The organism is Brachybacterium sp. AOP29-B2-41, from assembly GCF_052378395.1.
Lineage (GTDB): Bacteria > Actinomycetota > Actinomycetes > Actinomycetales > Dermabacteraceae > Brachybacterium.
Genome location: NZ_JBQSXR010000028.1, coordinates 1 through 23,305, shown reverse-complemented (window position 1 = coordinate 23,305; position 23,305 = coordinate 1). Strand labels below are relative to the sequence as shown.

The 23,305-nt window shown below is 67.1% G+C and carries 28 protein-coding genes, 2 tRNA genes and 1 pseudogene; 7 read left to right on the top strand and 24 right to left on the bottom strand.

Annotated elements, in window-relative coordinates; all coding sequences use genetic code 11:
- Window positions 1-24 precede the first annotated feature (24 nt).
- The 15 genes from ACT3T9_RS17595 to ACT3T9_RS17525 form a co-directional block, all read right to left on the bottom strand.
- Window positions 25-579: a hypothetical protein gene (locus ACT3T9_RS17595; protein ID WP_444607181.1), complete on the bottom strand. Its 555-nt coding sequence runs from the start codon at window positions 577-579 to the stop codon at window positions 25-27.
- Window positions 576-1,253, bottom strand: a complete 678-nt coding sequence (locus ACT3T9_RS17590; protein ID WP_444607180.1) for a hypothetical protein — start codon at window positions 1,251-1,253, stop codon at window positions 576-578. Before ACT3T9_RS17590 ends, ACT3T9_RS17595 begins: the two co-directional genes overlap by 4 nt.
- Window positions 1,250-1,549 (bottom strand): hypothetical protein, encoded by a 300-nt coding sequence (locus ACT3T9_RS17585; protein ID WP_444599524.1) that lies wholly within the window; start codon window positions 1,547-1,549, stop codon window positions 1,250-1,252. Before ACT3T9_RS17585 ends, ACT3T9_RS17590 begins: the two co-directional genes overlap by 4 nt.
- Window positions 1,550-1,617: 68 nt before the next feature.
- Entirely contained in the window at window positions 1,618-2,148 is a 531-nt protein-coding gene (locus ACT3T9_RS17580; RefSeq protein ID WP_444607179.1) for a hypothetical protein, read from the bottom strand.
- 14 nt (window positions 2,149-2,162) lie between these two features.
- Complete coding sequence (locus ACT3T9_RS17575; protein ID WP_444607178.1) at window positions 2,163-3,302, bottom strand: ArdC-like ssDNA-binding domain-containing protein; 1,140 nt, start codon at window positions 3,300-3,302, stop codon at window positions 2,163-2,165.
- Entirely contained in the window at window positions 3,302-5,098 is a 1,797-nt protein-coding gene (locus tag ACT3T9_RS17570) for a type IV secretory system conjugative DNA transfer family protein (RefSeq protein WP_444607177.1), read from the bottom strand. Before ACT3T9_RS17570 ends, ACT3T9_RS17575 begins: the two co-directional genes overlap by 1 nt.
- A 13-nt stretch (window positions 5,099-5,111) precedes the next feature.
- The gene (locus ACT3T9_RS17565; RefSeq protein WP_444607176.1) at window positions 5,112-6,632 is read right to left on the bottom strand and encodes an ATP-binding protein; all 1,521 of its coding nucleotides are present in this window, start codon (window positions 6,630-6,632) and stop codon (window positions 5,112-5,114) included.
- Window positions 6,632-8,095 carry an SCO6880 family protein gene (locus ACT3T9_RS17560; RefSeq protein ID WP_444607175.1) on the bottom strand — a complete coding sequence of 488 codons (1,464 nt, stop codon included), beginning with the start codon at window positions 8,093-8,095 and terminating at the stop codon, window positions 6,632-6,634. The genes ACT3T9_RS17565 and ACT3T9_RS17560 overlap by 1 nt, the downstream gene beginning before the upstream one ends.
- 27 nt (window positions 8,096-8,122) lie before the next feature.
- Window positions 8,123-8,473, bottom strand: coding sequence for a hypothetical protein (locus ACT3T9_RS17555; RefSeq protein ID WP_444599518.1), 351 nt, complete (start codon window positions 8,471-8,473; stop codon window positions 8,123-8,125).
- 129 nt (window positions 8,474-8,602) lie between these two features.
- The gene (locus ACT3T9_RS17550) at window positions 8,603-8,908 is read right to left on the bottom strand and encodes a hypothetical protein (protein ID WP_444607174.1); all 306 of its coding nucleotides are present in this window, start codon (window positions 8,906-8,908) and stop codon (window positions 8,603-8,605) included.
- A complete protein-coding gene (locus ACT3T9_RS17545; protein ID WP_444607173.1) occupies window positions 8,908-10,680 on the bottom strand; it encodes a type IV secretion system protein in 1,773 nt (590 codons plus the stop codon). Before ACT3T9_RS17545 ends, ACT3T9_RS17550 begins: the two co-directional genes overlap by 1 nt.
- Before the next feature lie 3 nt (window positions 10,681-10,683).
- Window positions 10,684-11,424 (bottom strand): hypothetical protein, encoded by a 741-nt coding sequence (locus ACT3T9_RS17540; RefSeq protein ID WP_444607172.1) that lies wholly within the window; start codon window positions 11,422-11,424, stop codon window positions 10,684-10,686.
- Between the two features lie 56 nt (window positions 11,425-11,480).
- On the bottom strand, window positions 11,481-13,103 hold the full coding sequence (locus ACT3T9_RS17535; protein ID WP_444607171.1) for a hypothetical protein: 1,623 nt from the start codon (window positions 13,101-13,103) through the stop codon (window positions 11,481-11,483).
- 298 nt (window positions 13,104-13,401) lie between these two features.
- On the bottom strand, window positions 13,402-14,337 hold the full coding sequence (locus tag ACT3T9_RS17530; RefSeq protein ID WP_444607170.1) for a hypothetical protein: 936 nt from the start codon (window positions 14,335-14,337) through the stop codon (window positions 13,402-13,404).
- Window positions 14,334-14,585: a hypothetical protein gene (locus ACT3T9_RS17525; RefSeq protein ID WP_444607169.1), complete on the bottom strand. Its 252-nt coding sequence runs from the start codon at window positions 14,583-14,585 to the stop codon at window positions 14,334-14,336. Before ACT3T9_RS17525 ends, ACT3T9_RS17530 begins: the two co-directional genes overlap by 4 nt.
- Window positions 14,586-14,678: 93 nt before the next feature.
- Here ACT3T9_RS17525 and ACT3T9_RS17520 point away from each other — a divergent pair.
- A pseudogene (locus ACT3T9_RS17520) lies at window positions 14,679-14,903 on the top strand (helix-turn-helix domain-containing protein); the annotation flags it as partial.
- Window positions 14,904-14,977: 74 nt separating this feature from the next.
- Here the strand turns inward: ACT3T9_RS17520 and ACT3T9_RS17515 are convergent.
- Window positions 14,978-15,054: transfer RNA gene (locus ACT3T9_RS17515), tRNA-Lys, on the bottom strand.
- A gap of 221 nt (window positions 15,055-15,275) precedes the next feature.
- Here ACT3T9_RS17515 and ACT3T9_RS17510 point away from each other — a divergent pair.
- Window positions 15,276-16,172, top strand: a complete 897-nt coding sequence (locus ACT3T9_RS17510; protein ID WP_444607168.1) for an NAD-dependent epimerase/dehydratase family protein — start codon at window positions 15,276-15,278, stop codon at window positions 16,170-16,172.
- Between the two features lie 79 nt (window positions 16,173-16,251).
- On the opposite strand, the gene ACT3T9_RS17505 is transcribed toward ACT3T9_RS17510, so the two are convergent.
- Window positions 16,252-16,836, bottom strand: coding sequence for a sugar O-acetyltransferase (locus ACT3T9_RS17505; RefSeq protein WP_444607167.1), 585 nt, complete (start codon window positions 16,834-16,836; stop codon window positions 16,252-16,254).
- Window positions 16,837-16,899: 63 nt separating this feature from the next.
- A complete protein-coding gene (locus tag ACT3T9_RS17500; protein WP_442331752.1) occupies window positions 16,900-17,364 on the bottom strand; it encodes a GNAT family N-acetyltransferase in 465 nt (154 codons plus the stop codon).
- A gap of 48 nt (window positions 17,365-17,412) precedes the next feature.
- On the opposite strand from ACT3T9_RS17500, the gene ACT3T9_RS17495 reads away from it, so the two are divergent.
- Window positions 17,413-17,829, top strand: coding sequence for a YchJ family protein (locus ACT3T9_RS17495; RefSeq protein ID WP_444607166.1), 417 nt, complete (start codon window positions 17,413-17,415; stop codon window positions 17,827-17,829).
- Window positions 17,830-17,973: 144 nt separating this feature from the next.
- Here ACT3T9_RS17495 and ACT3T9_RS17490 read toward each other — a convergent pair whose 3' ends face one another.
- Both ACT3T9_RS17490 and ACT3T9_RS17485 read right to left on the bottom strand, forming a co-directional pair.
- Window positions 17,974-18,369, bottom strand: a complete 396-nt coding sequence (locus tag ACT3T9_RS17490; protein ID WP_444607165.1) for a hypothetical protein — start codon at window positions 18,367-18,369, stop codon at window positions 17,974-17,976.
- A 68-nt stretch (window positions 18,370-18,437) separates the two neighbouring features.
- The gene (locus ACT3T9_RS17485) at window positions 18,438-19,193 is read right to left on the bottom strand and encodes an SDR family oxidoreductase (RefSeq protein WP_444607164.1); all 756 of its coding nucleotides are present in this window, start codon (window positions 19,191-19,193) and stop codon (window positions 18,438-18,440) included.
- An 81-nt stretch (window positions 19,194-19,274) separates the two neighbouring features.
- Between ACT3T9_RS17485 and ACT3T9_RS17480 the strand changes: the two genes are divergently transcribed.
- Together ACT3T9_RS17480 and ACT3T9_RS17475 are read left to right on the top strand one after the other, a co-directional pair.
- Window positions 19,275-19,356 (top strand) — tRNA-Leu (locus ACT3T9_RS17480).
- Between the two features lie 994 nt (window positions 19,357-20,350).
- Window positions 20,351-20,731: a VOC family protein gene (locus ACT3T9_RS17475; RefSeq protein WP_444607163.1), complete on the top strand. Its 381-nt coding sequence runs from the start codon at window positions 20,351-20,353 to the stop codon at window positions 20,729-20,731.
- Between the two features lie 166 nt (window positions 20,732-20,897).
- On the opposite strand, the gene ACT3T9_RS17470 is transcribed toward ACT3T9_RS17475, so the two are convergent.
- Together ACT3T9_RS17470 and ACT3T9_RS17465 are read right to left on the bottom strand one after the other, a co-directional pair.
- On the bottom strand, window positions 20,898-21,089 hold the full coding sequence (locus ACT3T9_RS17470) for a hypothetical protein (RefSeq protein ID WP_444607162.1): 192 nt from the start codon (window positions 21,087-21,089) through the stop codon (window positions 20,898-20,900).
- A 134-nt stretch (window positions 21,090-21,223) separates the two neighbouring features.
- Window positions 21,224-21,670, bottom strand: a complete 447-nt coding sequence (locus tag ACT3T9_RS17465) for a hypothetical protein (protein ID WP_444607161.1) — start codon at window positions 21,668-21,670, stop codon at window positions 21,224-21,226.
- Window positions 21,671-21,770: 100 nt separating this feature from the next.
- Here ACT3T9_RS17465 and ACT3T9_RS17460 point away from each other — a divergent pair, with 100 nt between their 5' ends.
- Both ACT3T9_RS17460 and ACT3T9_RS17455 read left to right on the top strand, forming a co-directional pair.
- Window positions 21,771-21,974 (top strand): hypothetical protein, encoded by a 204-nt coding sequence (locus ACT3T9_RS17460; protein WP_444607160.1) that lies wholly within the window; start codon window positions 21,771-21,773, stop codon window positions 21,972-21,974.
- A complete protein-coding gene (locus ACT3T9_RS17455; protein WP_444607159.1) occupies window positions 21,958-22,080 on the top strand; it encodes a hypothetical protein in 123 nt (40 codons plus the stop codon). The genes ACT3T9_RS17460 and ACT3T9_RS17455 overlap by 17 nt, the downstream gene beginning before the upstream one ends.
- A 4-nt stretch (window positions 22,081-22,084) precedes the next feature.
- Here the strand turns inward: ACT3T9_RS17455 and ACT3T9_RS17450 are convergent, their stop codons facing one another.
- Window positions 22,085-22,858: a DUF5677 domain-containing protein gene (locus tag ACT3T9_RS17450; RefSeq protein ID WP_444607158.1), complete on the bottom strand. Its 774-nt coding sequence runs from the start codon at window positions 22,856-22,858 to the stop codon at window positions 22,085-22,087.
- A 142-nt stretch (window positions 22,859-23,000) separates the two neighbouring features.
- The coding region (locus ACT3T9_RS17445) for a hypothetical protein (protein ID WP_444607157.1) at window positions 23,001-23,305 on the bottom strand (305 nt) is incomplete at its 5' end.

The window sequence follows — 23,305 nt, the reverse complement described above, 5'->3', positions numbered from 1 at the left end:
ACGATTTATCGCCGGTCTCTGCTCTCAGCGCTCTCTGCTGAAATCAACAAAGACCACATTCATTGGCCCGCCCGTGCGTCCCTTGTTCAGGTGATTCTGGATCGCCATTTCCACCCGGGAATCCTCAGCGATCGCATATTCGCTGGACTCGCCTTCCTCAGCGATAGAGCGTGCCCATTCCTGGAGCCTGTCGGCCCGATGCTCGGTCGCGGTGCAGCGCATCCCGCCAGTGATCGAGGCCAGCTCCGAGCGTCCCCACGCCCAGTACCGCTGCCAGTCCACCGAGCCGGTGCCCGGCTGCATCTCGTGGTGCAGCGTGTCGTAGCTATCGCGCATGGACCCGAGCAGCTGCACGAGCGTGCCGTGCTGCTCCCAGCACGGCAGGATCACTGAGGAAGGCAGCGCCCACTCGGTGACGATCTGTGCGACCCACAGGCGCAGCCTGCCGATCTCTTCGCCCCACTCGTGGATCGACAGACCCATCCAGTCAACGGGCGTCGGCAGCTCCGCCACCTCGGGCTCGTCGGTCTGCTCGATCTCCAGTTCCAGGTCCGAGAAGTCATCCTCGTGGTCACTCATCCCAACACCCACCTTTCATACGTCTGCCACGACGGGGCTCCGCCCAGCGATGCGCCTACCGTGACCAGTTCCGGTCTCTTCGTCACTGCTTGGACAAGCCGTTCCACCACGACTTCGTGCGCTGGGAACCGTGCCCCGAGCGCATCGACCTCCGGCACTGGGGAGGTGTCGGCCGCGATCGTTAGGTACGCCCGCACCACCGCTCCCTCATCGAGAGAGCCCTCCACGGCGCGGGCCGCGCGGGATGCTCCCGCCTGCTCTAGCAGCCGTGGCAGCTCCGCACAGATCTCTGGTGCCTCGCGCTGCTCGACATGGACGCGCAGCACCCGCCGCAGCAGCGCCGATAGCGCCGCCTGGCTCACCGCGCCCCCATCCTCGAGAACCCCCCACACGCTCTCCAGCCGCCAGGAGTCCACGTCGCGCACGATCAGGGACCGCCACCGCTCGTCAACAGCCACCACGCGCTGCACGAAGGGATACGCCTTCTCCAGGTGGTTGAAGTTGGCTCGCGCGGTCAGCTCTCGATGTCGCTGACCCCAGCGGGTGCCAGGCACCTCTAGCCACGACTCCGCATCCGGCAGATCGTTGGCGGGGTGCAACGCGTGGAACGGCACAGCGGGACGGCCCTGGTCCTCGACCAGCCCCGCCCCTTCGCGCATCCACCATCGCGTCATGAACTCCGCCGTTCGTGCTCCTCGCGCGCCAGCCGCAGCAACCGCCGCATCACCGCCTCGTAGCCTATGCTCCGCCACCGGCCAGCGTCGTAGGCCCAGTGCACTTGGTCGTGGTGAGGACGGCAAAGCGCCACCATGTCCCAGTGGCGCTCCTGCCCCATCCGGTCATAGGTCAGGTGGTGCAAGTCGTCCCACTCCTCGCTGCCACAGACGGCGCAGCACACAGGCTTCCCGGTGCGCTGCTCCTCCTCCTCGACCCAGTGGCGGCGCCGTATATGCCACGCCGCCGAGGCCATGTACTCGGCGTACTGGCGTCGGCGGCGTGCCCGCTGTTGGCCCACCACTGCGTGAGCTCGAACCCTCCTCATCGGCTCAGGCGTGGCCCGGTCGGGCGTAGCGCTGCTGCTGGGTCCTCGTCTCGGATCCCGGCCGGAACCTGCCGAGCCATGCGCTCAGCGTTGCGCTCACGCACAGAGGCGACCTGCCCCCGCGAGGGTGCCCGATCAGCAGGGGTACGCCCGGCCGCTGCTTCGGACTGCTCCAGGCCGTCCAGGACCGCCGAGCGTGCTCCCCCCATCGTCGGTGTGCTGATCGCCAGCCTGTCTGCTGCCTGTCGCAGCGAGAGACGCTGCCCCGTGTGGTCGTGCTGCCGAACAGCCGGCCCGTCGTCACGGCCGAGAGACACCATCACCTCGGCCTCGGAGTCCGGTAGTCCATCGCGGCCGAGGACCACCCGCGGAGGTTCCTCGGTGAGGACCATCCTGCGCACCTCCAGGCCCGTGGTGAACCCTGTATCGCGCTCCCATTGCTCGGTCCATGCCTTCCAGCGATCCTCAAAGGCGCGCCGCTGTGCGCGCTCCTGCGCCTCGCTGTTCTGGTCGGTCGGTGTGCTCATGGCTTCTGCCTTCCTCATCGCCGGGCGCGGATCGGCGGCCGTGGCCCGTCCTCGACCGGCGTTTCCTCACGGATCTTCGCCGGTGCCTGCGCTTCCATGCGCAGCGCATTGCGCACCCGCCGCTGGTCGCTGGTGGGTGCGTCCTGTCCTTCTGGCTTCGGTGGGGCTCCGGTGCCGAGGTCGCCACCGACCGGCATCCGATCCAGGGCGCCGTTGACGGCCTTCATCACTCGATCGGCCGCGTTGACTGTCATCTCTGCGGTGAGGCTCGGATCGGCCCGGTTCTGCCCGAACGTCCACCCCGCGGCGTAGGCATCGGACGACGCCGAAGTGTCCATACCGTGCAGCCCAGCGATGACGTGAGCGAACGTCTCCGCCTCAAACTCGATCTGCCCGCGATGGGTCGAAAGCTCCGGCGCGCCCTCACCTGGGGAGTGCAGCTTGATATGCCCCAGTTCATGCAGCAGTGTCGCCAGCTGCTCGTTCTCACCGCGGCTCTGATCGAAGGTCACCACTTTGGTGTCGAAGTTGGTCGATCCTTCCGCGCCGATCTGCCCATCGGCAGTGGCCGAGAGCTTGAACCCCTCGGCCACGATCTCTGCTTCCACGGCGTCGCGCAGCCCCTCCGGGACAACGCCGGGAGCCAGCGGCTCCCACGACGGCAGCGCCGGGATCTCCGGCCCGTCCGTTTGGGCGATGTCGAAGACCGTCGCGGGCTTGACCCCGACCATCTTGGACTCCACTCGCTCTCCCGGGTTCGGCTTCTCGCGCGGCGCGAGCCGACGCCACGATTCCGCGACCTTGGGTGTGGCCGAGGCGAATCGCGCCGTGACGGGAGAGAGAATCTGATAGCCCTTCTCGCCCTTGCGGACCTGTCGGCCCATCTCCTGGAACTGCTTGTATCCCGCGATCATGCTGGGGCGCTCCGGCCGCTGTGTCGGGTTCTCCTGAGCCTGACAGCGCGCCTCCCACTGCTGATAGATGAGCATCGCGTTTCGGGGCGACCGGGAGCGGAACTGTGCCACGAACGCCACCAGCTCTTGCGCCTCCGCGCCGGTCGCGATCGCTGAGACGCGATCGGCCATGGCCTCGGTCAGCTGCTCGACCCGCTGGGCTCTCTCTGCGAGGTACTCCTCGCGTGATTGCTTCGGCATCACTGCTCACCCTTCGGTGCCTCTGTACTGGTCTCGGTCAGTCCTGGCACTGCCCCCGCAGTTGCCGGACGAGAGTCCCCCTTCTCTCGATCCTTCTTCTTCGCGTAGCGGCGGAAGGCTGGCTCCAGCTCCACCACGATCAAGTGCTTCGTCGCTTCCACCAAGCACGCCAGGCCGCGCCGCATGGTCTCGATCTGACTCTTCTCCAGCACGTTCTCCTCGCGCTCGGAGTAGGACCGGCCAGGCTGCTCGCCCCGTCGATTGGTGCTCACCGACTCCTGCACGACCGTCCGCGTTCCGGCGATCCGCGACAGGGCACTGAGCACCGAGTCATCGACCACGCCACCGAGGACGAACCGCTGTGTGGACGCCTCCCACAGCGCACGCGCTCCGGCAGCGCCGTAGCGCAGCTCCGCCTGTGCGAGGGATTGGAACCCGGCCGTGGTCTGGACACCCAGACCGCCGCCCTCGCTCATCATCCGCGGCAGCACCGGCAGCGTGCCGATGTTCCCGATCTCATCGAGGCTGAGGTGCATCGGCGGCTCGATCCGCCCGCCCGGGGCGCTGTTGGCCCGGACGACCGCGCGCCGCCACACCGCATCGACAAGGGTCAACACCAGCGCCGAAGCGTTGCCGTTCTCCTGAGCAATCAGGTAGATCGTGCCGGAGCGGCGCAGGAAGTCATCGATGTTCAGCTGCTCGCCGTCAGGGCCGAACGTGTCTCGGATGCGCGGGTCCACCAGGGAGGTACCGAGGTTCGCGGCCGGAGCCCACATATTCGCGCGGGTCTCCAGGTCATCCATCTTCACCACGGACTCCAGCATCGCCGCCAGATCCTCCGCGCCGGGCCGGTCCTGGAGGATCGTCAGCGCGTCCTCCGCAAACTTTGGATCGAAGCACCAGCGCTGGAAGTCGCTCATGCTCACCCCACCGTCAACGGCCGCGGCGTGCAGCAGCGGTGTGAACACGCGCTTGGTGACGTTCTCCCAGAACTCCCCGTTCTGCACGCCACTGGCACCGCCGGCGGCCAGCACCTTCGCCCGCGACAGCGCCTCGGTCACGTCCTCGCAGCCAGACCACAGGCTCCACCGCACGGTGCCGGGCAACCCTGCCTCCGCGCCCACGCCCTCGGGGTCGCAGATCAGCATGGGACCGCCCAGCTTCTCCCGGTGCTCCCACGTCATGCGCACCAACTCCGTCTTGGTGGAGGTGGACAGCACCGCACCGGGAGCCTCGATCAGTCGCGGCGCGATGACGTTCTGCGTCTTACCCACCCGGCCCGGAGCCAGAAGCATCGTCGGCGTCTCAAACGTGGTGTACACCTTCACGCCCTGGCACCGGCCGTCGTAGAAGGCGTAGTCAGTGACCCAGGGACGCCTCCCCTCGGGCTCGAAGTCCGGCCGTATCTGCGTTCGGCGCGCCATAACCGACCGCTCTCCGTACTCGCGCGCGACCACGCGCTTGTCCGGCAGTCCCTTCTCCTTTTGGATCTCCTGGCGCTGTTGCTCACGCTGCCCCCGCAGAGTGCGGAACATCGCGACAGCTAGGAACCCCACCACCGCCAGCAGCACGACGAACACCGCCAATACGGCCACGGTGGAGCCCGCGCCGAGAGCGGCACCGGCCCGTCCGGGGCCGGTGGCCGCTGCCCACAGCTCACCGGGACCGGCACTGTACGTGCGGCCCGAGAGCGTGGCGACGATCCAGCCGGCCCCCCACAGCAGCGCCGGAGGCACCAACACCACCAGCAGCAGATACGGCAGTGCGGCCTCGAGCCCTCCAGCTCGACGCCGCATCTCCTCTCTCGTGTCACGCCGCGCCATGGGTCACCATCCGCTCGTCCGTGTCGAACAGGCCCGCTTCGCGTGCGGTGCGGGTGACCTGGACCAGGCTCATCCGCTGCCCGATCCGCCAGAGCGACTGCCCGCGCCGCAGCCGGGTCAGCAAGCTCGAAGCGGTGTCGGTCAGGTCCAGCATGTCCTGAGCCGCCGCCACGGCCTTGCCGGACTGCCGGAAGGAGATCACGGTCGACGAGTCGTTGACGAGGTTCGCGGCCATGGCGCGGGAGGCTTCGCCGCCGTCACCGGCGGTCTGGAGATCCCCGAAGCCATGCATGACCAGGACGTTGGAGATTCCCCAGTTCCGGGCGACCTTCCAGTGCTCCTGCATCCGACGCAGCAGCGGGGGCCGGGCGAACACCCGCCACCCCTCGTCATAGATCATGTAGCGCTGCGAGTCGGTGCCGTCCATCAGTGCCGATTCCATCCATGACGAGGTGCACGTCATCACCACGTCCAGCAGCTCACTGCCCCGCAGCCGCGACACGTCCACCGAGACCATCGGGGCAGACGGATCGAACTGCACTCCCTCGGAGCGGCGATCCAGCACCCCGCTCAGCGCGCCGGTCGTCAGCCGCGCCAGCGAGTGCCCCACCTCTCGCGAATGTGTAGCGACCTCAGTCATGCGGCCGAACCCCTCCGGCACGCGATCATGGCTGTTCTTCTCCGGGTTGAACAGCTCGTGCACGACCTCAGCGAGAGTCGGCTCCTCCTGCTCGCGCCGCTCCACCTGCTCCAGCGCGTAGGCCAGAGCACTGCGCTCCATCGCCCACAGCTCCCGATTCAGCAGCCGCTCCGCGATGGACTCCAGCAGCATCGCGCGCCGGTTCCGCGAGGTCACCACCCACTCCTGCTCGCTGATCGACGCGGGCCGATGGATCGGGTTGGCCAGCGGATTGATCCGCGCCAACATCCCCGGCCCGATCACAAACGCCGATCCCCCGATCGCCCGGCACGGCCCTGTCCACTCCCCCTTCACATCAGCCGGGACATAGGACCGGTAGCCGAACGCCGCGCCGCGGGAGGTCAGGACCTTAACCAGGGTGGACTTACCCTCGCCCACCTTGCCGCTGATAATGATGTTCGGATCAGAGATGATCCCCGCCTTGTACAGGTCGAACGGCCCGTACACGAACGCGGAGCCGCCCAGTAAGTTCCGCCCCACCATCGTCCCCTTGGTCCCCAGGCCCGGGTCCGCGAGGAACGGATACGCCAGCCCCAGAATCCCCGAGTCCGCTCGGTGCGACGGCGCGACGAACGACCGCGTCGTGTGCAGCGCAGCCGGGCCCGCCTCGCCAGCAGCGGGGAGGAAGTCGCGCGATCGCCATGCAGCCTTCTCCTGCTCCGCTACCCGCGCGCGCTGTGCCGCCTCCTCCTTGTAGGCATCAGTGACCAGCCGCCGCTCGGCCTTGCGCAGCTCGCGCAGCTCCTGCTTGGACAAATCTCCGAACCGGGACCGCATCACCCGGCGCTTCGTGCGCTCCTCCACCATCACAGACCCCTTCCAAACGGCAGCGCCCCGGCGATGAATGCCGACGCCTGCTCTCCACCGATGACCCGCAGCTCGCACCCCGACCGCAGCGCGGCCGTGCGCGCCTGCTCCGTCACCATGCGCAGTTCATCGAGCGTGTGCCCCGAGACCGTCACCAGGCCCGCGAAGTTCAGCGCCCCATGTCCGGACTCCAGCGCCTCCTCCTCGCGCGCCAGAGCGGACCGCTCTCGCTTGCGCTCCACGCTGTCCATCGCCATCGATTTCCGATCCCATATCCGGGAAGTCTCCGCCGAGGTCGAGGCGCGCCGTGCCTGTGCCATGGCCCGCCGCGTCGGGATCGGCTCGCAGATCAGCGCGAACGTGTGGCGCACCTGGGCGACCACGAGGTGCTGGAGGAATCCGGCCGTGGTCGCCTTGCGAGGCCACTCCACCACCACCATCACCCGCTGATACCCCGCCTCGGTCCGCAGATAGGTGAAGGACTCATCTAGCCCCATCGGACCAGCCCCCGCCAGGGAGCGGCCGACCTCTCGATGAGCCTCGAGCTCCGGCTGAACGGACGGGTCATAGGCCGTGCGCGCTAGCAGGGCTACATCATCTGAACCGACCCAGAACACGAATGACAACGCCGACTCCGCGAACTGCCCCCGCACGTACTCCATACGACTGCGCAGCACTTCAGAACCACCCGTCACGCCGCCACCGGCCTGCCGGATCAGCGCCGCGACGCCGCCCACTTTCATGTCCAGCGTGATCGAGACGAACGACTCATGCCGGATCGAATCAGTACGCGAGCGCGAAAGATAGTTCGCGTATGCCTCATACGCGGCCGGGGAGATCTGATCATTGCCGTGCTCTTGGAACCAGGCATTGATCTCCTCGCCGCCGTCACTGACAGCTCGCAGCAACACCCCTACCCGGGTCACGCCGTTGGAGGAGTCCGTGGAGAAGCTCGACAGCAACGACCCCCACGCTCCGGCCACCATGTCCTGCTGGGACCCCTCCGCTAGTGCGAAGGAATCCATCGGCTCGACCTTGGCGATCGCCGTCAGCGTCCGAGTGCTCGGATCATGCAGCAGCCCCGCTCCGGTGCGCTCATCGACCAAGACCCGCAGCCGCGCCGCGTCTCCGGGCAGTCCCAGCGTCCCAGCGGGACGAGGTGCCAGCGGCCGCACTCGGTAGGACGCCTGGCCCCGCACGCTGCGATAGATCCACTGCCCCATCAGGGGCACCCACTGGATCAGCGGCCGACCGGTGAACCAGGTCGGCACCAGCGTCAGCGACGCAACGATGACGGCCGTGAAGAACAGCCACCGCCCTGTCATGAACGCCGCAATCAGACTCACGAACGCGACGCCGACCAGGGCCAGCTGAGCCACACCCAGGCCCATGATGAGGCCGCGGCCCGACAGCCTCGGGAACCGGGCAGTGATTCGCCGTTCCTCGCTTGTATCCACAGCCATATAGATCGCCTCCTCACGCTCTCCTGGTCAGGAGAAGATAGTCACGCCCTGGCCAGCGAAGAACCCGATCGCTGCGTTGGCCCCCGCGCACACGATCGCCACGGCCGCAGCCACAGCGAGGATCTTCACGCCCACGCTGCCGACGCCCGGGCGGTTGCTCAACGAGCCAAAGCCCCACACGATCGCTCCGGCGATCAGCACGGCCACGGCCGCGAGGATGCCGACGTTCATCAGCGTTCCCACCACATCGACCAGGAAGGTCTTCACTCCGGGCGGCAGCGCATCCCACGTCGGCGTCACACCCGGGTTCGTCCCCGCAGGCGTTTCTTCCGGAGCAGGTGCAGCCACCAGCTCACCCACAATCAGTTCGTCCCGCATCTCGAACTCCTACACGACTCATCGGCAGTGCCTCTCACCACCCATGCAGGGACAAGCCAGCCCGTCACGACACACAACGAGGGGTGCCCCGGCTTCCGCCGAGACACCCCCACTGCTCCTCGAGTTGAGCTAGTTCCAGATGGAGATCGCCTGCTGCCCAAACCACGCGATCCAAGCATTGAGCCCCGCCGCCACGATCGCGCACGCGACCGCTCCGACAAAGGTCTGCACCCCCTTCTGGCTCATGCCGGGACGCTGCAACACGACCCCGGCACCCCACAGAATCGCGCCGATGATGAGCGCCGCGACCGTCGCCAGAATCGCCGCGTTGGCGATCGTTCCGGCAACAGAGACCATCAGCTCGCGCGCCGAGTCCATGCCGTCACTCACCGGCACCAGTGGTTTTACGGGCGGCGGCTCATACTCGTCCTTCATCAGTTACCCCCTTCCGCGTTCTCCCCGGTGACCGGACCCTCCAGCGGCCCGCTCCCTAGAGCAGGCGGAGCATCCCCCGCTGTCGCCTCCGACGATGCCCCTATATCCGTGGGGAACGGAGCAGGATCGGACAGCGGCATCTGCTCTACCGGTGGCGCCGACTCCACCGGCGCACTGTTCTCGCGAACTTCCCCCGGTGACGCATAAACCGGCGCGGGATCTGCTGCAGCCGGCCCCTCGCCAATGAACGGCTCATCGGCCCCCATGAGCGCGCCGCTCCCGCCATTCTCGGCGCTCTCACCCGGCGCGGGCTGCTCCCAGGAGAAGGCCTGCTCGCCACCATCGCCGGTAGTGCTACTAGGCGTGCTCTTAGCGCCTTCCCCACCTGTCTCGGTCGTCTCCGACACCGCGCCGTCGATGTTGTCCTTCACCCCGTCAGCGACCTCTTCCCCGGCGTCCTTCGCCTCATTCGCCGCCTCCGCAGCGACCACAGCGCCCGCGGCGAGCCCACCTGTGCCAGCGACCGCACCCGCCTCCGCGCCCGTCTGTGCGGCCGTGGCCGCTTCGGCAGCACGATCGGCACCGTCCGTCTCCCCACCGGCCAGGCCCGCGCCGTCGCCCTTACCCGAGCCGCCGCCTTCCAGCAGTGAGGACAGCCGCCCACCCGCTGTCTGCGACGCAGACAGCGCCGCCGCGGGAGTCGAGGTCAGCATGCCCTGTGCACCGTCGGCAGCTCCCTGGAGTTCCCGCACCCCGGCCTCTCCCATCCAGCCGAACAGAGCGAAGCACGCGATCGGCATGAACGCCGCCAGAATCAGCATCAAGATCCCGGACAGGACCGTGGTCAAGCCCGGCAGCGGATCGGCGCTGACCTCACCAGATTGGATCGTCGCGGTGACCGCGAGGACTCCCAGGCCCATCACGACCACGATCGCCAACTTCGTGAAGATCAGCGCCACCATCCAGCCCATCCAGATCGACGCCCACCGCCGAGTCGGCCCCCACGCCAGCCCCGACAAGCACAGAGGCCCCACCACAATCACGATGTACAGCAGCATGTTCCGCGCCACCAGTGCCAACCCGATCACAACGCACGCGAGCAGTAGTAGAAGCGCTGCGAAGAGACAGATCAGCGACGTTGCGATGACCCCTCCAGCGGGGACTTCCCAGGGGGAGATTGGCCCAGAGACCTCCTCGCCACCGACGAGATTGCCCACGATCGTCCCGAGCTGTACGACCGCTGCCATGACCTCATCAACGAACTCATCGCCGTCGTTGAGAGTCGCTGTGATCATTCCATTTGCGACTGCGTCCACTGCTCGCACTGCGACCGCCGTCAACGGCACCAGCGCGACCGTTCCCAGCACGGACGCGGCTGCGCCGAGGAAGGCGTCACGCGCCCCAGAGAGCGCCTGTGCTCGGAGCGATGCCGCAATGATGCGCATCGCCGCGAACGCGACGATCAACGGGAGGCTGATGAAGAAGATCCGCCCACCCATCGTGTAAATGAACTCACCCGTCACCTGGGGCTCCGACAGCTGGAGCAGCAGGCCGATGATCAAGTGAAAGAGCACCTGTGTCCCGTCCACGACGCTCTGGGCGAGATCCCACAGGAACTCCTCGGCCTTGCCCTCGATCGCCGCCCCCACAGCGTCCTTCGCCGCATTCCCCACCAGGGACATGCCCCCACCAGCAACAGTCCCCGCCGCAGCCGCGGGTGCCTTCTGCAGCCCGAGACCCGCTCCCGCGAGATCCTTCAACAGATCGCCCATGACTCAGCCCTCCTCCGTAGCTTCCGAGAGAGTGCCGGGGACCGCGAGGAACACCGAGCAGTCCTCTCCTTCGGAGCACAGCATCGCGACCGTCCAACTCACTGTGCCCATGTCCTCCTGCTTCCGCAGCCCATCGCCAGGGTCGGTTAGCTCGCGCAGCAGCGTCCCCTCGACCTCCATCACCACCAGGCCCTCACTCGTCAGGTACTCCCGCGCCTCAGCCGAACCCTCTGCCGAGGACGGCGCGAAGAAATCCAGGAACTCCCCGGTATCGGCCGTGGTCACCTTCTGCGGCGTGAACGTGTCGGTCGTCTTGTACTGCGCACGATCAGCCCACGGGTCTGACTGCCACGCCGTAGTGACGACCTGCTGTGCCCACTGCTGCGGCGTCGTCGGGTCCTTACCCTCGTTCGGAATCTCCGGCGCGGCCGAGGCGATGGTCGCCACGTAGTAGGCCATTTGGAACCGGGCTGTATCCGCGCTGCCCAGCACCTCCGCGACCGCGGGAGCTAGCTCCTGGGGCTCGCTCGTGCTCGGCAGTGGCAGCACCACCGGGTTCGCCTCCTGGGTCGGGTCATCCGCCCCGACCACGCTGGACTCTTCGCTCGTCGGCCGCACCTCGATCCGTTCGCCATCCGGCACGTTGGAGAAGTGGCCCACCACCACCAGTCCGGCGATGACGAGGACGATCACCCCCACAGCAGCCAGTGCGATCTGCACCTTGCGCACCCTGAAAATCCACATGGCAGCTCCTTCGTCTCTCAGTCCTCATCGACAAGCGCGCACACCACGACATAGCGCTAGGCAACGCTCTCTAGCTCCGGTTCGAGGTCTATTTCGGGCGGAGGACCATCCCGCACGACAGCAGCCCACCACTCGGCCGAGACCGCATGCCGGGACAGGTGCTCGATCCATGCGCGCCGCTCGGCACGGAACCGCTCGACCAGCAGCCCGACGACGAGGGCCGCACCCACGCGCTCGGCCACCTCTCCCAATCGGGACGGCACCGCCAGCAGCCGGCCCCTGCCGTCACGCTCTATCAGTCCCCACGCCACCAGCAGCTCCAGCGCTTCATAGGCCGCTGACCTCGACACCGCGGCGCGTACCCGGGCGGTCTCGATCGAGGGGGCTCCCTGCTCGATCGCTTCGAACACCAGCGCCGCCACCACGCCCAGCTCACGGAACACCGGTCGCAACGCATGGATCTTGCCGCTCGGCAGCTCCACCCGCTCGGCACGCTCGATATGGCGCTCCGGGAGACGTAACTCGTACGAGTCAGCCCGGGTGCCCTCTCCCTCACGCACCAGCGAGATCCACGGGTCCTCCTCAGCCCGCAGCTCCGCCAGGACACGAGAGACAGTCGAGGGCTGGACCGGCAGGGACAGGGACAGAGACCGCACGCCGAACTCGATGTGCCGGGAGCCCTTCTGATGAGCAGCAGCCGCCAGAGCCCGCAGCAGGAACCGTGCGTGCATCCCCCGAGGCCCTGACAGCTCCAGAGTTTCCACCTCACCCAGGACAGCCCTCCAGCGGCGGATGAAGCGATGCTCGTCAATCGTGATTTCTTCGTTCGTGCGAGCCCGGGGTGCCCCCCTCGTGACTTTTACGTCCTCGCTTGTGTTGCAATGACGGACAGACTTCTTCGTGCGCTGGCTGTTCGCCACGAAGGCAACCGCCTTACGCCACTCCTTCCCGAGCAGCTGCCCCGGCTTGTTCGCGTTCTGGAACAGCTCGACCAGTCCGGCCCAGCGCCCGTCCTCCACGCGCGCCGCCACGTCCTCGAACTGCAGCCCGGCCCGAGCCGCGGCGCACAGCACCGCCATGCGGGCCGTAGACCGATCCCCGTAGCCCGCCTGCTGGTACAGCCCTTCTTGCGCGAGGCTCAGTAGGCGCGGAGCCATGACGCGGCCGACGAACGCGGCATTGAGAACGGCTGCTTCCTCTTCCAGCTCCTCCAGGGGCCGCGCCAGCGTCATCGCCTCGCGAGCCCCGGTGGCCAGCTCCTCGGTCAGCTCGCGCCGCAGCGCCCCGATCACCTCGGAGCCGTTGCGCATCATCAACACCCGCCGCGCGATGTCCAGCGGTGTGACCAGCTCTTGGAAGCCGCTGCCGTCCTTGTAGGGGGAGCCCGGTGTGCGGATACAGCCTGAGGTCGCCCCGGTGGTGTGCGGCAGCGGATCAACACCTGGGAACCGGCGCGCCAGCGCCTTAGCCAGCGCCCCCGCTTCCTCAACGCTCAGACCATCGCGCAGCGGCACGTAGACGTGGTGCTTACCGGCCGGGGAGCGATCGACAACGACTCGTGCTCCGCAGCGCTCAAAAAGTGTCACCACGCGGTGCACCAGCTCCAGCCCGGGAGCGCCGGTCACGTCCACATCGACCACCAACGTCCGGCAGCGCGCCTGAGAGTTGTACAGCAGCACCGCGGCAGGCCTGTCCGGCACCTCCGTCGTCAGGTCCCGCTCATCACGCGTGGAGTACTGCCACTTACTGCGGCGTCCGTCCCAGCGCCCGATACGAACACGGGACCTGCCCGCGATTAGCAGACCCAGGGCCCACAAGGATTCTTGATCGGGAGACACCGTCCGACGTACCATGGGCCTCACACCTCCTGTTGATCTGGTTGATCGATGGGGTTCAGGACTCGGAACAGGCCGCCAAACCTGTAGGTTCCGAATCCGTCTTCCGGAGCGTCGGCCCTTGGGCCGGCGCTCCGCTCGTCTAGGCCGTCATGCGACTTGGCCGAGCCGTCGCTGCGGGAGCAGGGAAAAGAGCAGGCTGGCGGCCCGCCTCGCGCCGAATCAGACCCGGACGCGCCGCGACCATGCGTGCGTTGCGGGCGTGCCACGGAGACACCTTCACCGCGTGCCCATCACGCCCAGCGCGAGCGCACTCCGCCAGCAGCGACCACTCCGGATGCCGCTCCGTCCCGAACAGCAACCCCGCGAACGCCTGCGCCTGAGTCCGATCAAACGACCCGCGCAGCGCCGGGAGTTCCTTCATAAACAGCCCAACCCGCCGCCGCGCCGTCGCTGGCGTCATGCCTGCTCCGACCTCTCCTCGCAGAGCAGCCATCTCAGCCACCTCGAGCCCTCTGCGGGTGACTTCCGGCCGAACCCCGAACCTCTGCGCCAGGATCATCACGAACGAGCTCACGACCAGGCACGCTTCCCGCGATACATCGCCCTGCTCGCGGGCCCACGCAGGTACGGCTGCCAACCGATCCAGCGGATCGCTCTCCGGCATGCATGCCAGTTCATCGAAGTGCAAAACTCGCGTCGACCCACGAGTCACCTGGCGCGAACCGACCCCCATGCGCCCGGCCAGCTCGGCTCGGGAAAGATTCCCTACGACTGCACCGATCACGTAGCCAAGCGGCTTCTCCATCGCCAGAATCCGGCGGACGTTCTGGGACAGGGACAGCCGGTCAGGCCCGTCGACGACCAGCACGGCTTCAGACAAAGCATCCGAGGCGTCGACCAGCAGGGCACCGCTGACTGAGTCTCGCTTCAGGGCAGCGATCTTGCGAGCGAGGACCTGTTCCATCAGTGCAGCGAAGTCTTCCCCCGAGGGCCCGCTCCACCCCTCGGGATCCGAGGCCAGCGCCAGCATGACCTGGCGGAACTCCGCAGCGTTGCTGCCGTGACCCGCGGTCACGGCCGAGCCCCTTCTCGGAACGCGAACTCAGTCGAGCCGGTGCGGGTGTCCTCAGCGGCGAGCAGCCATTTCCTCAGCATGTCGCCCTTGACGACCACGGCTCCCTCGGTCTCGGTGGTGAGCCGAACCGCTAGCTCGGCCCAGTTCGGAGGCCGGACCGAGCGACGCTGCCCCATCGCCCACTCCCACAGTCCCCCGTGGCCCGACTGACGGAGGAGGAGGTCTGCGTACGGCGCCTGGCTTCTCATGACTCCAGACTCTAGTCCAGTTTTTTAGACTTGACAACGTCGAAACTGGAGGGGGTCTAGGTGAGGCGGCGCTTCAGCGGTACTCTTGGACACATGAGCGAGCTTTCGAACCAAGATCAGTTTCCGGCCACGTCCGCAGACCAGCGGATCTCCGCGGCCGTGCGGGCACTTGCTGCCGGACGAGGGGTTAAGAACGCAGAGCTCGCGCCGGTCATCGGCGCGAGCCGAGCCACCATCTTCGCCAAGGTCAAGGGTGAGGCCCCGTGGAAGGCCAACGAGATTGAGTCCGTCGCCGCTTACTTCGATGTGTCAGTGGCGGACCTCTTCGATGGCCTCGGTCTGTTCCGGGACACGAAGAAGCCCCACCGGATGACCGGTGGGGCTTCGACTGTTGGTGCGCCATCAGGGACTCGAACCCCGGACCTACTGATTAAGAGTCAGCCGCTCTAACCAACTGAGCTAATGGCGCGAACAGAAAAGAACTTTACCCCCATGTCGCCGAGCGTCCAACTCGAGAGGCCACTGTGTGAGCGAGCGAACAGCGACAGGCCCCTGCTCGCCATCAGCGAGCCCCGGTATCCACCAGGACTCCCGGCGGCACGGGGACCTGCCACAATCCCCTAGACTCGATCTCCACAGGAAGCTCGGCGCGCGAGGGCCCCAGCAGGTCGCTCGCCAGAGGAGGTCAGAGTGCGGATCGCGATCACCGGTGCCACAGGTGTGCTCGGCCAGGAGGCCGTGGAGGCGCTGGTCGCCGCCGGTCATGAGGTCACCGGCATCACCCGCCGCGATTCCGGAGTCCCGATCGTCGAGGGCCGTGGCGGCAGCGCCATCGTCGCCGATGTCTTCGATGCCGGAGATCTGACCCGCGCCTTCCGTGGCCATGACGTCGTGATCAACACGCTCGCACATGTCCCGGTCGGCATGTCAGGGCTGCGACCCCTAGCCTGGCGCGAGGATGACCGCCTTCACCTCGAGGCCTCCGTCGCGATCGCGAAGGCCGCAGCGCAGGCCGGAGCACGGCGCCTGATCCAGGAGTCGACGATCTTCCTGTACCCGGACAACGGTGCGGAGTGGATCAGCGAGGACCTCGCGCTCAGCGTCCGGAACCAGGCGTTCCGCCCCCGTGTGAAGGAGATGCGGGCAGCGGTCGATTTCGCGACCTCGGGTCGCAGTGCCGTGATCCTGCGCCTGGGGCAGCTGTTCGGCCGAGACCAGCACACCACCCATGCGCTGAAGGCGACACGCGACGGCAATCCGATCCTGCTCGGCAAGCCGGATCACTACGTCACCCTCCTGCACCATTCCGATGCTGGCCGCGCCTTCGTCGCGGCTCTGCGCGCGAACAGCGGCTTCTACAACGTCGGCGGCGAGCCGATCACCAAGAAGCGCTGGGCGAAGGACCTCTCGACCGAAGCCGGGACCGAGAACCCCGCGAAGTTCTACCCGGAGATCACCCAGGCGATCGTCGGTACGCGGCTCGACGTGCAGCGCCGCTCGCTGCGGGTCTCCTCGGTGCGGTTCATGTCAGAGACCGGGTGGCGGCCCACCGTCGGCCCCTCCACCCCGGGCTGGTCCCGCCGCTGACCCTGCCGGCGCTCATCGCCACAGAGCTGCTCTGCGCCGCTGACTCTGCGTCCGGCGCTCTGACATTCCGGGGCGCCGTTCAGAGCTCGCGGATCACCCGCGCCGGGTTCCCGACCGCCAGGCTGCGCGGGGGCACGTCCTTCGTGACCACGCTGCCCGCGCCGATCACGGCTCCGTCGCCGATGCTCACGCCGGGCAGCACGGTCACTCCCCCACCGATCCAGACGTCATCGCCGATGGTGATCGGCTCTGCGGCCTCCCAGCCCTGACGGCGCGGCTCGAGCTCGAGCGGATGGATCGGGGTGAGCAGCTGGATGTTCGGGCCCAGCTGACAGTTCTTCCCGATCCTGATCTCGACCACATCGAGGGCGGTGAGCTGGAAGTTCACGAACGTTCCCGCACCGACGTGCAGCTGGGTGCCGTAGTCCACCAGCAGCGGTGCCCGCACATGCGCCCCCTCGCCGAAACTGCCCAGCAGCCCGCGCAGGACCTCTTGAGCGGCATCGGGATCTGCGGTGTATGCACCGGCGAAGCGCTCGGTCTCGACCAGAGCATGGCGGAAGGCCTGCTGGATCTCCGGGTCGTCCGCGATGTACCAGTCGCCCGCGACCATCTTCTCCCAGGAGCTGCGCGGATCGTTCTCGTCGATGTGGAAGCTCTTCATGACGCTGAGCGTAGGCGGCTCCCCCAGCAACCCGCATCTCTGGCCCCGGAGTGGAGCGGCAGGTCACCGTGGCAGCCGCATCCCCACGCTCGGGGCCGAGTCGACGAACCCCAGGGAGCGGTAGAGGCTCTGCCCGGGCGGATCGGCGAGGAGGGTGATGTAGGGATGCGGCGGTGCGGCGTGATCGATCCGTGCGATCAGCCGCTCCATCACGACCCGTCCCAGTCCCCGACGCTGGTGGGAGGGGGCGGTGGCGATGTCGGCGAGGTGGAAGTACCAGGTGCCGTCTCCGACCACGCGCCCCATCGCTGCGAGGGCGCCGTCGGCGGTGCGCACCGAGGTCCAGGCCCAGCTGGCGCTGAGCGCACCGGCGGCCTGCGCCGCGGTGCGGGGGCTCAGGCCGGAGTCGCGGCGCAGGCTCACGTACTCCTCGCTCGTGGGCGGCTCCTCGAGCAGCCGATAGCCGGCGGGCAGCGGCGTCGGGGTGAGCGGCTCCTCGGTGCCGGGCGGGGGCGAGTTCTCGAGCATGAGCCGATCCTGTCATCCCCGCTCGCCGCCGGACGGGATACTCGAGGGATGAGCATGCCTCCCACTGCCCTGCCCGACAGCTCGCGATGCCCCTGCGGCAGCGGTGACACCTTCGGCGACTGCTGCGGCCCGGTGCTGCGGCAGGAGCGTCGCGCCGGCACCGCAGCCGCGCTGATGCGCTCGCGCTACACCGCCTTCGCACTGAGGGATCTCGAGCATCTGCTGCGCTCCTGGCATGCGCGCACCCGACCTCCTCACGAGGAGCTCGCAGAATCGCTCGCCCAGGAGCTGCGCTGGCTGCGGCTGGACGTGCTCGCCACCCACGAGGGCGGGCCGTTCGATGACGCCGGCACCGTGGAGTTCGTGGCGATCTCGAAAGGCCCGCAGGGGCACCAGGAGCAGCATGAGATCTCGCGCTTCGTGCGGGAGGACGGCAGCTGGTTCTACCTCGACGGCGAGGTCTGAACGGCCCTGTCGGCCGCTGGCTCTGTGTCCCCACGCGTATTACCGATCGGTGGCTGCAGGTCCCGGACAGCATTCGGCGCCGGTCGCGAGTGCGACCGGCGCCGAACGCCGAACACTGCGCAGGGCCGAGCGCCCGCGCGAGGGTCAGTCCTTCGCGGCGCGGACCTTCTCCTTGGCCTTCTGCTTCGCGGCCTTCGCCTTCTCGACCTCGTGATCCTTCCGGGCCTTCTCGCCCGCCTTCTTCGCTGCCTTCGCTGACGAGTCGTCGCCACCAGTCAGCGCGACCGCCGCAGCGATCCCTGCACCGATGAGGACCACGCCGATGACGCCGCCTGCGATCGCTACGGGGAGCGTTGCAGGGGACTTCCCGTCACCGGCTGCGGAAAAACCCTTCACGGCGCCGGTGATCTCGTTCTTCCAGCGTGTGACCGCGTTCTTCGGGTTCACGCGGTTGACCAGCTCGTCGATGTCGGACGCGAGGTTGTCCTGCCGGCGATATGCCTCGTCGCGCATCTCGTCCAGGTTCTTGTTCTTGGCCACCACTGCCTCCGGGGGTCGTCAGGGTCTGCTGTGCAGATCGTATCGTGGTCAGGACGCTGCAGGCACCGTCAGCCCTTGGGACGGGCCAGGAAGTCGTCGGCGCCGCCGACCAGCTCGATGTGTCCGGTCTCGACATCCGCGCTCGCCATCTTCGCGATCTCGGCTGCGAACTCCTCGACGGAGTAGAGCTTGCCTGCCGCCTCGCGGCGCGCCTCGAGCGCTCCCGGCCGTGCCCGGTCCAGCAGGGTCGCGGTGACGGTGCCCTCGATCATGTCGGCGGAGACGACCACGAAGGAGACTCCGGCACCGGACATCTCCGGCAGCCGCTCGGTCAGCGCCGTCTCTCCCGCCCGCTTGGACCGCGCGACCTGCTCGTATTCGGGCATGGTCTCGACCTCGTCGATGAAGTGCGCCTGGTGGCTGGTCACGAAGACCACCCGGCCGCCCTCGGGGAGATGCTCGAGCCCGGCGGTGAGCGCAGCGGACTGGGCGTCACGGTTCAGCCGCATCGCATAGTCCTCGCCGAGGTTGGTCTCCATCCCACCGGAGGCGTTCAGGACCAGCAGGTCCAGGCCGCCGAAGGTGTCGATCGCGGTCTGCATCAGGGTGCGCAGGCCCTCGGCCTCGGTGAGATCCGCGCCGACGGCGACAGCCTTGCCGCCTGCGGCCTCGATCTCAGCGACCACCTTGTTGGCGCGGGGTGCCTTCTGGCGGTAGTTGATGACGACGTTCGCACCGTCGGCGGCGAGCAGCTTCGCGGTGGCAGCACCGACTCCTCGGGACGAACCGGTGACGACGGCGGTCTTGCCTGCGAGGGCGCTCATGAATGCTCCTGGTATGTCGAGGTCTGGAAGACCATCCGAGCCTACCGGAGCATGGCCGCTGGACAGTTAGGCTTGGTGCGCGCGCGAGTGGCGGAATTGGTAGACGCGCTGGATTTAGGTTCCAGTGCCCCAGGGCGTGAGGGTTCGAGTCCCTTCTCGCGCACGCACCCTTCTGGCCGTGACCTGCAACGGAGCAGACGTCACGGCGGCTGGGGGCGATGTTGGGCGCGGAATGGGCACACGACCCCTCCGGGTTTGCCTGTCAGACCCCTCCCCCACCCTGGCGACCATGAGCATCGATCTGATCAGGACTCGCGCCGGCTGGGCTTACCCGGACCTCGGTCCATGCACGTGTGGCGCGACGGCAGCGTGGGTGTCGTTCCAGTTCTGCCACTGCGCCGGCGCGGAGGGTGGCGGGCATCCGGCATGGCGGTGCCGGTCATGCGATGAGGTGCGCACGCTCGGGTGCGCCGGCGCGGTGCCGGTGCCGAACACGTACGGCGGGCGGGCAGGCGCGACGAGCCTACAGACAAGCTGAGATTCGATCGAAGTGCTAGCACCCTCCGACTGCAGTAAGTATGCCTCCGACGAAGGCCAGCACGCCGCCGACAAGTCCGACGACGCCATGTGTCCAGAGCCGCCGCCACTCGCTTTCCACTTCCGCCAGCTCTCGTTCCTTTACGGCTGGCTGCCGACTATGACTTCCCAGTGTTCTGACCCAGTCATCGTTGCTTCGCTGGCGCATCAGCTCAGCGCGTTTGGCCCGCAATTGGTCTAAGTCTGGCTCCGGCCGACATTCATCGAGTTCTTCGTAATTCCCTACATCAGCGGCCATGTCGCCCCATCGAGCGCGCAGTTCACCCAAGACCTCCTCTGTGCGCTCCTCTCTTGCGCGCGACCGTTCTTTTTCCCGAATCAGTCGGGATCGTCTGCGGCCCGTAGAGGACATAATCCAGACGGCCTGCCCCACTGCCAGCGCAGCACCAATTATCACCAGGACTGTCCCCACCGTTTCCATACTCGAACTGTAGATGTCTCCGGGCATGACGAAAGCGCGCCACCTCCCGACGGGGAGTGGGGGCGTCTTATTGCCGGGCAGCGTCGCTCACGCCCTTTGCGGACAGCTCCTGTCCTTCCCCGCCCGTACAGTTCGCGGCATGACGCTTTCACCAACCATGACGCTCGGCGCGTATAACTTCGAAGCTGCCGACCCCGGTAAGCTCAGCCGCTTCTGGTCAGGCCTCACCGGCGGCTCCGTGAATCCGGGAGGCGACAGCGTGTACATCGCCCCAGCCGGCGAGCAGGGGTTTGGCATGTTCATCCAGCCACTGCAGGGGGCGCGGCCGGACAGGCAGCTCGCACACCTCGACCTGACGGTTCCGTGGGGCACGCGCGCCAGCAAGGTGGAACGAGCCGAGGCTCTTGGGGCGACTGTCGAGTGGCACGTGTTGGACGAGCACCCGCACGTCCAATGGTCGACCCTGTCTGATCCTGAGGGCAATCTCTTCTGTATCGCCGAGCATCCTCCGAAGAGCTGAACGCAGAGAAAGCGCCCCCATCCCAGCCGTGAGGCCAGGATGGGGGCGCTTTTCATGCAGGGTCATCGTCGGCGGGCGTCGCGGTCAGCAGCAGCGCACTCGGCCGTACACCACGAGGTCGAGGTGGCGTCGCTGTACTGCGCGGTGCAGTGGGGGCACTCGAACATCAGGCGTCGCCGTCCGGGTCGTCCTTCGGGGTTGCGGCCAACCACGGCAGGTACCGGCGCAGGAACGCATCCACGACGGGGAGGGGCATGATCCGCTGCACGGCGGCGAGGATCGCCAGTGCGGTCGCGACCCATCCCACGGCCTGGCCCGGTTCCTGCTGGGTCGCGGCGGTGTAGATCAGCGGGGACATGGCCGCGAACGCGACGACGGCCCACAGGATGGTGCGGAGAGTGGAGCGCCAGGGGTAGCGGGCCCCACCAGCGGAAGGGCAGTGCGGGTGGGGCCTCAGGACCGGGTGTGTGGGGACACGCACACGTGGGGCGCTCACGGCCACTTCTTCCAGTCATGCACAACCTGGACGAAGGTGTTGCGACAGCGCAAGTCCTTGCGTTGCGAGTTCTTGTTCTGCTCTCCCCACCACGCCGGAGAGTGCTCCTCGATCTCGTAGCCATGTTCGCTGCACGCCGCGACGAGTTCTACCCCGTCGAGGATGTACAGACCCGCATCGGGGATACTGGCATCCGCTGACTCGCGGATGGCATCAGTCGTGGCGTCAACCGCGAACTCTGCTGCAATGGAGTTGCCTCCCATCAACACGACGAGAGCATCATCCTCGGTAGCGTCGTCGTACGACTTGACCATGTACTCGATGCATGCCTGATGCCCGGCGGGGTCCTCGTCTTCGAGTGCGCCTGCACCGCAGGCGGTGAGTGTCAGGGCGAGAGCGGTGGCGAGCAGCACGCCAGAGCGTCGGGTGTAGGTGGTCGTCATGCGCTCAGGATCCCAGCACCGCCCAGGGCAAGCCGGGTCTTCGGGTCACGTTTGGGTCACCACTCCGGGCTCCTGCCGAAGGGTAGATAGCATCCTTTGCATGGATTCCTTCATGACGCTGACCGAGTTCTGGATACGCCTCGGCGTCGGCATCGTGCTGATGATCGTGGGCTTCGCGTTACAGGCAGCGTGGGTGTCATTCGCGATCATTGCGGCCGGGGTCGTGCTGATCGTTTGGACAGTGGTGCGGGCGGTAAGGCAGGTCCGTCGGGCGGAGGAGATCCAGCGTGAGCGCCAGCACTGAACCCACCGAGGAAGTGTTAAGCGCGGCCGCTACCGACGCCGGCGTAACCGCGGTGACGCAGCGAGGCGCCGTGATCGGACTCAAATTACTGATCGACGAGGAATAGATCGTCAGAGATAGTTCGGGTTCCACAGCCGATCGATCTCGACGTTCAGGGAACGAGCGATGCGCTGCAGTTCACTCCTTCGCCCTCTATCCCGGGACATGTAGTTCACGATCCGTGCAGACTTGAGAAGCATCAACGGCAAGATGCGGTTCGTGACCGTACTGCGAAAGTCCGGCTCCGCTCGCGGGAGGTACTCGGTACGATCCTCATCCACTACGTGCCGGAGGTACGCGTCGACGAGGTCCGTGCCGGGGTGCACGACCGATGAATACATGCGGTAGAACGCATAGACGTCAGTCATCCCGAGCGACTTGGCCATGGCTTCAAGGTTCTTCGCGTGGTTGCCCTGGGTGGTCTCGATGTCGGTCCATTCCCCGATGTCGGAGCCTTTGTGGCCCGGCGGGACAAGAGAAGACTCCCGGAGTGTTCGTGCAAGGTTGCGCCGCTGCCTCTCCCCCCTATTGATCGCGGCGTCGGCGGCGTCCACCTTGTAGTCGACCCACACGATCCAGAGCGTGGTCTCAACCGCGGAACGGACGACAGGCATGAGGGTGATCGGGATGTCGTCGGGCAAGTGGGGGCGGATGACGCGGGCGAGCTCGAAGAGGTGCGTTGTGAGGGTGACGAGCATGTGGGCCTGCAGCTCGTGCTTCTGGAAATCGGGCCGCGGGTTGAGGATGACGGTGCCCGCGGCTACCCACGCCTGCCAGGTCGCGATGAGTTCATCAGTTGCGGCTAGGACTTCTTCGTCCGGGACATCTACAGGGCGGCGGGACATGGTTCCTCCTCGGTTCGTGCCCGCATTCTCCCCGGTCTATGCGACAACTGAGGCCCCGCCACCTGGTGAGGTGACGGGGCCTTGGAAATGTTGCGTGAAGTCGTCGTTGCCCGAGGAGGCCGGGAACGCGTGCGAAGTCAGATCATGCGGGGAGGAACCAAAGAGACAAGATGCTGGCAACGGCCCCTAAAGCCACGCCGAGAGCAATGAATCCGAGTCCTCCCTGTCGGGAGGCCTTCTCAGCTATGGCCCGGGAAGCAGCCGTCCCACCTCCGAACAGCACAGGTTGTGTCCACTGCTCGAGCGTGGCTTTACCGCCTTCGAAGAGCTCCTTTCCGCGGGCGGTCCGTACCGCCATCGCGTTGAGCTCGGCCTGTTCGTCGCCTGTCTCCCGAGCTTTTTCCACCGCGTGGTCTAGCGCTGCAACTGCTGCGAGCGTACGGGAGG

What these genes read in the sequence shown, in the direction of transcription:
- ACT3T9_RS17465 (WP_444607161.1), bottom strand. Translation starts at nt 21,670, where the DNA reads ATGACGACCACCTACACCCGACGCTCTGGCGTGCTGCTCGCCACCGCT.
- ACT3T9_RS17460 (WP_444607160.1), top strand. Translation starts at nt 21,771, where the DNA reads ATGGATTCCTTCATGACGCTGACCGAGTTCTGGATACGCCTCGGCGTC.
- ACT3T9_RS17560 (WP_444607175.1), bottom strand. Translation starts at nt 8,095, where the DNA reads ATGGCTGTGGATACAAGCGAGGAACGGCGAATCACTGCCCGGTTCCCG.
- ACT3T9_RS17500 (WP_442331752.1), bottom strand. Translation starts at nt 17,364, where the DNA reads ATGCTCGAGAACTCGCCCCCGCCCGGCACCGAGGAGCCGCTCACCCCG.
- ACT3T9_RS17470 (WP_444607162.1), bottom strand. Translation starts at nt 21,089, where the DNA reads ATGTCCCCGCTGATCTACACCGCCGCGACCCAGCAGGAACCGGGCCAG.
- ACT3T9_RS17590 (WP_444607180.1), bottom strand. Translation starts at nt 1,253, where the DNA reads ATGACGCGATGGTGGATGCGCGAAGGGGCGGGGCTGGTCGAGGACCAG.
- ACT3T9_RS17585 (WP_444599524.1), bottom strand. Translation starts at nt 1,549, where the DNA reads ATGGCCTCGGCGGCGTGGCATATACGGCGCCGCCACTGGGTCGAGGAG.
- ACT3T9_RS17450 (WP_444607158.1), bottom strand. Translation starts at nt 22,858, where the DNA reads ATGTCCCGCCGCCCTGTAGATGTCCCGGACGAAGAAGTCCTAGCCGCA.
- ACT3T9_RS17505 (WP_444607167.1), bottom strand. Translation starts at nt 16,836, where the DNA reads ATGAAGAGCTTCCACATCGACGAGAACGATCCGCGCAGCTCCTGGGAG.
- ACT3T9_RS17570 (WP_444607177.1), bottom strand. Translation starts at nt 5,098, where the DNA reads ATGCGGCGTCGAGCTGGAGGGCTCGAGGCCGCACTGCCGTATCTGCTG.
- ACT3T9_RS17545 (WP_444607173.1), bottom strand. Translation starts at nt 10,680, where the DNA reads ATGGGCGATCTGTTGAAGGATCTCGCGGGAGCGGGTCTCGGGCTGCAG.
- ACT3T9_RS17565 (WP_444607176.1), bottom strand. Translation starts at nt 6,632, where the DNA reads ATGGTGGAGGAGCGCACGAAGCGCCGGGTGATGCGGTCCCGGTTCGGA.
- ACT3T9_RS17550 (WP_444607174.1), bottom strand. Translation starts at nt 8,908, where the DNA reads ATGAAGGACGAGTATGAGCCGCCGCCCGTAAAACCACTGGTGCCGGTG.
- ACT3T9_RS17495 (WP_444607166.1), top strand. Translation starts at nt 17,413, where the DNA reads ATGAGCATGCCTCCCACTGCCCTGCCCGACAGCTCGCGATGCCCCTGC.
- ACT3T9_RS17525 (WP_444607169.1), bottom strand. Translation starts at nt 14,585, where the DNA reads ATGAGAAGCCAGGCGCCGTACGCAGACCTCCTCCTCCGTCAGTCGGGC.
- ACT3T9_RS17540 (WP_444607172.1), bottom strand. Translation starts at nt 11,424, where the DNA reads ATGTGGATTTTCAGGGTGCGCAAGGTGCAGATCGCACTGGCTGCTGTG.
- ACT3T9_RS17475 (WP_444607163.1), top strand. Translation starts at nt 20,351, where the DNA reads ATGACGCTTTCACCAACCATGACGCTCGGCGCGTATAACTTCGAAGCT.
- ACT3T9_RS17580 (WP_444607179.1), bottom strand. Translation starts at nt 2,148, where the DNA reads ATGAGCACACCGACCGACCAGAACAGCGAGGCGCAGGAGCGCGCACAG.
- ACT3T9_RS17555 (WP_444599518.1), bottom strand. Translation starts at nt 8,473, where the DNA reads ATGCGGGACGAACTGATTGTGGGTGAGCTGGTGGCTGCACCTGCTCCG.
- ACT3T9_RS17595 (WP_444607181.1), bottom strand. Translation starts at nt 579, where the DNA reads ATGAGTGACCACGAGGATGACTTCTCGGACCTGGAACTGGAGATCGAG.
- ACT3T9_RS17485 (WP_444607164.1), bottom strand. Translation starts at nt 19,193, where the DNA reads ATGAGCGCCCTCGCAGGCAAGACCGCCGTCGTCACCGGTTCGTCCCGA.
- ACT3T9_RS17575 (WP_444607178.1), bottom strand. Translation starts at nt 3,302, where the DNA reads ATGCCGAAGCAATCACGCGAGGAGTACCTCGCAGAGAGAGCCCAGCGG.